Annotated in this window: 5 protein-coding genes and 1 pseudogene; 3 read left to right on the forward strand and 3 right to left on the reverse strand. The window is 72.3% G+C overall.

Annotated features, from left to right (window positions below):
- The first annotated feature begins 141 nt into the window (after positions 1 to 141).
- Both EDM22_RS15545 and EDM22_RS15550 read left to right on the forward strand, forming a co-directional pair.
- Complete coding sequence (locus tag EDM22_RS15545; RefSeq protein WP_122937997.1) at positions 142 to 2355, forward strand: alpha-ketoacid dehydrogenase subunit alpha/beta; 2214 nt, start codon at positions 142 to 144, stop codon at positions 2353 to 2355.
- The gene (locus EDM22_RS15550) at positions 2355 to 3791 is read left to right on the forward strand and encodes a dihydrolipoamide acetyltransferase family protein (protein ID WP_122937998.1); all 1437 of its coding nucleotides are present in this window, start codon (positions 2355 to 2357) and stop codon (positions 3789 to 3791) included. The genes EDM22_RS15545 and EDM22_RS15550 overlap by 1 nt, the downstream gene beginning before the upstream one ends.
- A gap of 138 nt (positions 3792 to 3929) precedes the next feature.
- Here EDM22_RS15550 and EDM22_RS15555 read toward each other — a convergent pair whose 3' ends face one another.
- The 3 genes from EDM22_RS15555 to EDM22_RS15565 all read right to left on the reverse strand — a co-directional run bounded on the left by EDM22_RS15555 (position 3930) and on the right by EDM22_RS15565 (position 6872).
- Entirely contained in the window at positions 3930 to 4553 is a 624-nt protein-coding gene (locus EDM22_RS15555; protein WP_138708107.1) for a DUF2238 domain-containing protein, read from the reverse strand.
- A 9-nt stretch (positions 4554 to 4562) separates the two neighbouring features.
- Complete coding sequence (locus EDM22_RS15560) at positions 4563 to 5444, reverse strand: endonuclease/exonuclease/phosphatase family protein (protein WP_245989449.1); 882 nt, start codon at positions 5442 to 5444, stop codon at positions 4563 to 4565.
- A gap of 105 nt (positions 5445 to 5549) precedes the next feature.
- On the reverse strand, positions 5550 to 6872 hold the full coding sequence (locus EDM22_RS15565; RefSeq protein ID WP_122938001.1) for a cyanophycinase: 1323 nt from the start codon (positions 6870 to 6872) through the stop codon (positions 5550 to 5552).
- A gap of 119 nt (positions 6873 to 6991) precedes the next feature.
- Here EDM22_RS15565 and EDM22_RS15570 point away from each other — a divergent pair.
- Positions 6992 to 7230: pseudogene (locus EDM22_RS15570) on the forward strand (DUF349 domain-containing protein); the annotation flags it as partial.

Raw genomic sequence — 7230 nt, forward strand, 5'->3', positions numbered from 1 at the left:
CTGGATGCAATAGTACGGGAATATAGCGAGCATCGGTCGAAATGGTGGCAGTAATGCTTGAAATTGGATGCAATCGTCCCGTATGCTGGTCGACACGCCCCGCCGCGCCGCCGCGTCGGGCCCCTGACGAAGGACCGGTCGATGCCGAAACAACGCCGTTTGGATCCCGCTGCCCCGTGGGTCGAGATCACGACGACCGCCGCCGACTGGAAGGCGGCCGACCCCGAGCTGCTCGCCACCATGCTCGGCCAGCTCCACCTCATCCGGGCCTTCGAGGAGCGCGTGCTCGAACTCGCGGGCGAGGGCCTCGTGCACGGCCCCGCGCACTCCTCCATCGGGCAGGAGGGCGGCGCGGTCGGCTCGATCGTGGGGCTGCGCTCCACCGACGGCATCAACGGCTCCCACCGCGGCCACCACCAGTTCCTCGCGAAGGCGATCACGCACGTCTCGGGCGGTCGCCTCGATCTCGACCACCTCGTGGGCGACGACCTGCAGGTCGTGCTCCAGCGCACCCTCGCCGAGATCCTCGGCCTCGCACAGGGCTACTGCCACGGCCGGGGCGGATCGATGCACCTGCAGTGGTTCGAAGCGGGCGCGCTCGGCACCAACGCGATCGTCGGCGGCGGGGTGCCCCTCGCGGCGGGCAACGCGTGGGCGCAGAAGCACTCGACGACCAGCGCCGGCGTCGGCGCCGCCGAGGGCTCCGACCTCACCGTCACCTACTTCGGCGACGGCGCGACGAACATCGGGTCCGTGCTCGAGACCATGAACCTCGCGGCGGCGTGGAGGCTCCCGGTCGCGTTCTTCATCGAGAACAACCTCTACGCGGTCTCGACCCACGTCGAGGAGGTCACGGCGGAGACCCGTCTCTCGGCGCGCGGCCTCGGCTTCGGCATCCCGTCGTACCGGGTCGACGGCATGGACCCGCTCGCCGTGCACCTCGCGATGGTCGAGGGCGAGCGACGGATGCGGGCGGGCGACGGCCCGGTCGTCATCGAGGCCGAGGTCTACCGCTACTTCCACCAGAACGGCCCGTACCCCGGCAGCGCCTTCGGCTACCGCACCAAGGAGGAGGAGGCCGCCTGGCGCGAGCGCGACCCGCTCGCCCGCGTCGCCCGCGAGATGATCGCGCTGCGCCTCATCACCACCGAGCAGGTCGAGGCCGTGCGCGCCAAGGCCCTCGCGGCCATCGACACCGCCACCGCGGAGCTGCTCGAGGCCGACCCCGAGAAGGCCGGCCGCCGCCGCATCCGCCCCGAGCTCTGGCCCGACCCCGCATTCGTCAACGTGGGCGTGCGCGGCGACGCGAGCGAGCTCGACGCGCAGCGTGCGCTCGAGCCGCTCACCGACACGCGCCCGCGCGAGCAGCTGAAGTTCGTCGACGCCGTCGCGGGTGTGATGGAGCGTCGCATGGCCGAGGACCCGCGCATCGTCGTGCTCGGCGAGGACGTGCACCGCCTCAAGGGCGGCACCAACGGCGCGACGAAGGGCCTCTCCACCGCCTTCCCCGAGCGCGTGCTCGGCACGCCGATCAGCGAGAACGCGTTCGCCGGCCTCGGCGGCGGAATGGCGCTCGACGGCCGCTTCCGCCCGGTCGTGGAGTTCATGTATCCCGACTTCATGTGGGTCGCCGCCGACCAGGTGTTCAACCAGATCGGCAAGGCACGGCACATGTTCGGCGGCGACAACCCGGTGCCGCTCGTGCTGCGCACGAAGATCGCCATGGGCTCGGGCTACGGCTCGCAGCACCTCATGGACCCGGCTGGCATCTTCGCCACGAGCCCGGGCTGGCGCATCGTCGCCCCTTCGACCGCCGAGGACTACGTGGGCCTCATGAACGCCGCGCTCGCCCTCGAGGACCCGGTGCTCGTCATCGAGCACGTCGACCTCTACAACGAGAAGGACACCGTGATCGGGGGCGACCTCGACTACGTGATCCCGCCGGGCAACGCGGCGATCCGGCGCGAGGGCTCGGAGGTCACCGTCATCAGCTACCTCTCCATGGTGCGACACAGCCTCGAGGCGATCGAGCAGACCGGCGTCGACGCCGAGCTCATCGACCTGCGCTGGCTCGACCGCGCGTCGATCGACTGGGACACCATCGAGGCATCCGTCAAGAAGACGAACGCCGTGCTCATCGTCGAGCAGGGCGCTCGCGGAACCTCCTACGGCGGCTGGCTCGCCGACGAGATCCAGCGCCGGTTCTTCGACTGGCTCGACCAGCCCGTGCAGCGCGTGACGGGCGCCGAGTCGTCGCCGTCCATCTCGCGGATCCTCGAGCGGGCGGCGATCGCCCGCACCGAAGAGGTCGTCGCCGGTCTCGAGACCGTGCGCGCGAACGCGGGAGGTGCGTGATGGCCACCACGATCCGTATGCCCGAGGTGCTCGCGAACGTCACCGAGGCCGCCATCCAGGCATGGCTCGTCGCCGTGGGCGACTCGGTCGCGGTCGGCCAGCCGCTCGCCGAGATCGAGACCGACAAGGCCGTCGTCGAGTACGCGGCCGAGACGGCGGGCACCGTGCTCGAGCTGCTCATCGCCGAGGGCGACTCGGTCGACGTGGGCGCGGCGATCGCCGTCATGGGCGAGCCCGGCGAGGTCGCCGCGCCGCCGGCTCCTGCCGTTCCGCCCGGTCCTGCTGCATCGACGACGGATGCCGCCGCGCCGCCGTCCGACCCGGAGTCCGCCGCGCCGGTCGCCGATGCCGAGCCCGTCTTCGACGAGCCGGTCGCCGCCGCTCCGGCCGCCGCCACCCCTCCGGGCCCCGCGGGTCCCCCCGCCGCGGAGCCCGGAGGTCGCCGGTTCGTCAGCCCGGTGGTGCGCCGGATCGCTCGGGACCGTGGCATCAACCTCGACGGCGTGACCGGGTCCGGCCCCGGCGGCCGGATCGTGCGCCGCGACCTCGAGGCGCTCCTGGCCGTTGTGTCGCAGGCACCGGCCGCTCCGCCCACCCCGGCGGCACCCGAGACTCCGGCCGCGCTCGTGGCATCCGGAGCTTCGGCGGAGCCGCCGGCACCCGCAGCCCAGGCCGCGCCGGCGGCATCTGAAGCCCCGGTCGCGCCGGCGGCCGCCGTCCCGGCAGCGGCCGCCGCCCCCGCCGCGTCCGGCGGTCTCGAGCCCGAGCTGATCCCGCACACCCGCATGCGCCGCACGATCGCGCGCCGCCTCACGGAGAGCAAGAACGAGGTGCCGCACTTCTACCTGAGCGCGGACTGCCGCGTCGATCGGCTCCTCGAGCTGCGCCGCGAGCTCAACGCCGCGGGCACGGTCAAGGTCTCGGTCAACGACCTCGTGGTCAAGGCCGTCGCCGGCGCGTTCGTCGACGTGCCCGAGGCGAACCGCACCTGGACCGACGAGGGCGTGCTGCAGCACCGCACGGTCGACATCGCCGTCGCCGTCTCGCTCGACGACGGGCTCGTCACCCCAGTGGTGCGCGGCGTCGAGAGGCTCGGTGTCTCGGCGCTCGGCCGGAGCATCGCCGACCTCGCCGAGCGTGCCCGCTCGGGCGGCCTGCGGCAGCACGAGATCGAGGGCGGCAGCTTCGCCGTCTCCAACCTCGGCATGTTCGGCACGCAGGAGTTCAGCGCGATCATCAATCCGCCGCAGGCGGGCATCCTCGCCGTCGGCGCCGCACGACGGGCGCCCGTCGTGGTCGATGACGCCATCGAGGTCGGCACGGTCATGACCGTCACGCTCTCCGCCGATCACCGCGTGCTCGACGGGGCCCTCGCGGCGCGCTGGCTCGCGGCGTTCGTCGCCCGCATCGAGCACCCGCTGACGATCCTCGCCTGATGAGCCTCCCCTGACGATCCTCGCCTGACGAGCCCGGCCAGACGAGCCCGGGGACGCGCCGACTCCGACGCTGATGCGATTGCAGCATCCGTGCCGCAGTCCGCACGACGCAGCGCGTTCCGACGCGGCCCGACGTGCTCAAGCCGCGCGGCCCGCCTCCGGCGACGGCACCCGCTCCGCCACCCGGCGGGGGCGCGGTCGCCCGGCGAGGAATCGCATGGAGAGCCCCGCGAGCATGGATCCGAGCGCGCCCTGCACGAGGTCGCCGAGCGTGTCGACGTAGCCCACGTAGATCTCGGGGTCGATGTAGTTCAGCCCGAACCACTCGAAGAACTCCCAGAGCACGCCGATCGAGAACCCGAGCGCGGTGACCATCACCGTGGCCGAGAGCACGGGGTGCGGCAGGGTCTCGGCATCCGCGAGCACGTGGAGTCGCACGAGCACGACGTAGAGCATGGCGGCGAAGAGGCCGTTGGTGAGGAAGTGCATGGGCAGGTCCCACCAGCGGGTCGTGTAGTAGATCCCCATCACGCTGCTCCAGGTCGACATGAGCACCGCGACGCAGAAGAGGATGTCGAACGCCGGCCGCACGCGCAGCACGCGGGGGAGCAGCATGGCCGCCACCGCCGACACGAAGCTCAACGACGACAGCACGCCCCAGCCGACGCCGGCGACGACGATGCTGACCACGCCCACGATGCGCAGCACGTCGGCGACGATCTCGGCGAGGCCCTCGGGCCGCCGCATCCACGACCGGATCATTGCATCAGACTAAGCCGTCGGTCCGGCGGCGCGGCGGAGGACCGCCTGCACCGGCTCGTGGTCGGATGCCGCCCTGCCCTCGAACCTCGCGGCGTTGATCCCCGCGCTCCGCACGTCGACTCCGCGGCCCACGAGGATGAGGTCGATGCGGCTGCCGCCGGGGCGCCGACGGCGGTAGTTCGAGAACGTCCCCCACTGCGGGGTCAGTTGGTCGGCTGCGGCCTCCCACGTGTCGCGGAGCACCCCCTCCGAGGTCAGCCGACGGTACACGGCCGAGTCGACGTCGGCGTTGAAGTCGCCCGTCACGACGATCGCGGCGTCGGGTTCGGCGGATGTCGCGCGCTGCACGAGGTCGAGGATCATGGCCGCCGAGGCGAGCCGTGACCGCCACGAGAGGTGGTCGAGGTGGGTGTTGAACGCGTGCAGCCGTGCACCCGTCGCAGTGTCGGTGAACTCGGCCGAAACGAGGATGCGCCGGGTGAGGTTGCCGAACGATCGCGAGCCCGGCGTGTCGGGCGTCGCCGAGAGGGCGCGCTGGCGCCATTCGGTCAGCTCGAGCCGTTCGGCGTCGTAGAAGATCGCGCAGCGCTCGTCGGTCCCCGCGGCGTTGCGGCCGTGGCCGATCCACCGGTAGCGCCGTCCGAGCGCGTGCTCGACGACGTCGACCTGGTCGGCGAGCGCCTCCTGCACGCCGAGGAGGGTCGGCTGCTCGGCGTGCAGGAGACGGCGGACGAGGGGCTTGCGCGTGTCCCAGCGATCGGGGCTGCCGGGGCGCAGGGTGCGGGTGCGCCGCCGCACGTTGAACGACATCACGTGCACGTCGGGGGCGGCCACCGGTCCGATCAGCGCGGCATCCGTCATCCGGCCAGCGTAGGCGGGGGGTGCGCTCATGCTCGGGACCATCGCCCCCCGTGCGCCGATCGCCGGCGCGGCGAGACGGCGATGGCCGGGTCCGCAGGGGAACCCGGCCATCGCCGCGCGCAGTGACCCGGGTGGTCAGTCCACGGGCTCGATCGAGACCTCGAGGCCCTCGAAGCCGCCGTCCCACCACGAGGTGCCGTCGACGCGGTCGAGCACGGTGCGGTACTGCGGGGCGGTCTCGAAGGTGGTGCCCTCCGCCTGGTCGGCGACCGAGCCCACGAGCGCGAGCGCGAGGTCGGTGAGCGAGTAGACGCCGGCGTCGGGGTTGTCGATCGAGTCCCAGACGTCCGCGATCGGCGCCGGCGCGGCATCCGTGCCCCGGCCCTCGGTGCGCGGCGAGGCGGGCGTGATCTCGCCGGTGGCGAAGTCCACGTGGTCGCCCGAGACCAGGTACGACCAGCGGGTGCCCGTGCCCACAGCCCCGTCGATCACGGTGTCCGAGGTGTCGAGCAGCGAGACGCCGTTGCGGCCGATGACCTCGCCCTGCCGCGTGGCCCGGTCGACGACGAGCGCGGTGGTCTCGTCGACGCCGACGACGAGGTCGTGGCCGGTCTGCTCGGCGAGCTTGATCATGCGCGCCTGGCGCCCCCAGGTGGTGAAGTGGCTGTCGAGCAGCCCCTCCTGGAAGAACCCGAACCCGCCGTAGGGCAGGTGGGCGAGCGCCGCCGCGTCGTCGAGGTAGCCCGGCGTCGTGCCGTCGCGCCACGCCTGGTACGGCTCGCCGCCCGTGACCATGTCCGCGCCCTGCTGGATCGTGGTTCCGGCGCTCACGCCCGAGACGACGCCGCCGCGGTCGAGCACGCCTCGGATCTCAGTCATCACCTTGGTGTCGGTGCACGACGTGAACGCCTCGTCGGTCGCCTGCTTGCAGTCGAACAGCGTGCGCACGTACCGCATCTGGTCGCCGCCGCCGAAGAACACGCCGGTCGACTTCGCGACCTCCCGAGCGACCTTGGGGTCGTTCGCGTTCGACGGCTTGTACTGGTCGCCGGCGAAGTTCACGGCGGTGTCGATCGGCACCGCGTACGTCTCGGCGCCGAAGCGCTCGAACAGGGCCGAGTAGTACAGGCCGTTCGCCGACGCATTGTTGAGCGAGTCGTCGGCTGCGTCGGCCGCGGTCTTCGCGGTGCTCGATGCGGCCGTCACGATGGCGATGCGCGCCGTCGCCGGGCCGTCGCCGTCGGGGTCGGCGAGGTCGACGATGCGCTGCAGGATCGTCGCGTCCTCCTTCAGGTTGCCGCCGATCAGCACGAGGCTGCCGGCGTTCGAGTCGGATGCCGCGGCGCCTGCGGTCGCGACGGGAGTTGCGGCTGGCGCTGCAGCGGCGGGCGCGGCGGTGACGGCGCAGGCGAATGCGGCCGTGGCTGCGACGATCGTCGCGGCGGTGCGAGTGATCATGGGTGTCCTCTCTCGGGGGTGAGGGTGACGTTACATCAGCCATTACACAACGTCTAGATGTAATACCCGTAACAATCGCGTATCGACACCGCGACCGCCTCGCTGGATAGGATCACGACATGGCGGATGACGCGGTCCAGCAGGCACAGCAGGCGGCGCAGGCGGCGGCGGAGGCCGCAGCGGCGCTCCAGAAGCAGGCCGAGGAGGCGATCCGCAAGGCCGAGGAGGCGGCGGCGCTCGCGAAGGCGGCGCTCGAGGCGCAGCAGGCGGCGGCCACGTCGACGGATGCCGCGACGGCGCCGGACGCGGTCGAGCCCGCGTCGGCCGAGCCCGCACCCGGGGCGCCCGCCGCGCAGCC

Source organism: Agromyces tardus (assembly GCF_003710805.1).
Taxonomy (GTDB): Bacteria; Actinomycetota; Actinomycetes; order Actinomycetales; family Microbacteriaceae; genus Agromyces; species Agromyces tardus.

Bases quoted from the DNA above. Each gene is read 5' to 3' on its own strand.
- EDM22_RS15550 (WP_122937998.1), top strand. From the start codon at position 2,355: ATGGCCACCACGATCCGTATGCCCGAGGTGCTCGCGAACGTCACCGAG.
- EDM22_RS15565 (WP_122938001.1), bottom strand. From the start codon at position 6,872: ATGATCACTCGCACCGCCGCGACGATCGTCGCAGCCACGGCCGCATTC.
- EDM22_RS15555 (WP_138708107.1), bottom strand. From the start codon at position 4,553: ATGATCCGGTCGTGGATGCGGCGGCCCGAGGGCCTCGCCGAGATCGTC.
- EDM22_RS15545 (WP_122937997.1), top strand. From the start codon at position 142: ATGCCGAAACAACGCCGTTTGGATCCCGCTGCCCCGTGGGTCGAGATC.
- EDM22_RS15560 (WP_245989449.1), bottom strand. From the start codon at position 5,444: ATGAGCGCACCCCCCGCCTACGCTGGCCGGATGACGGATGCCGCGCTG.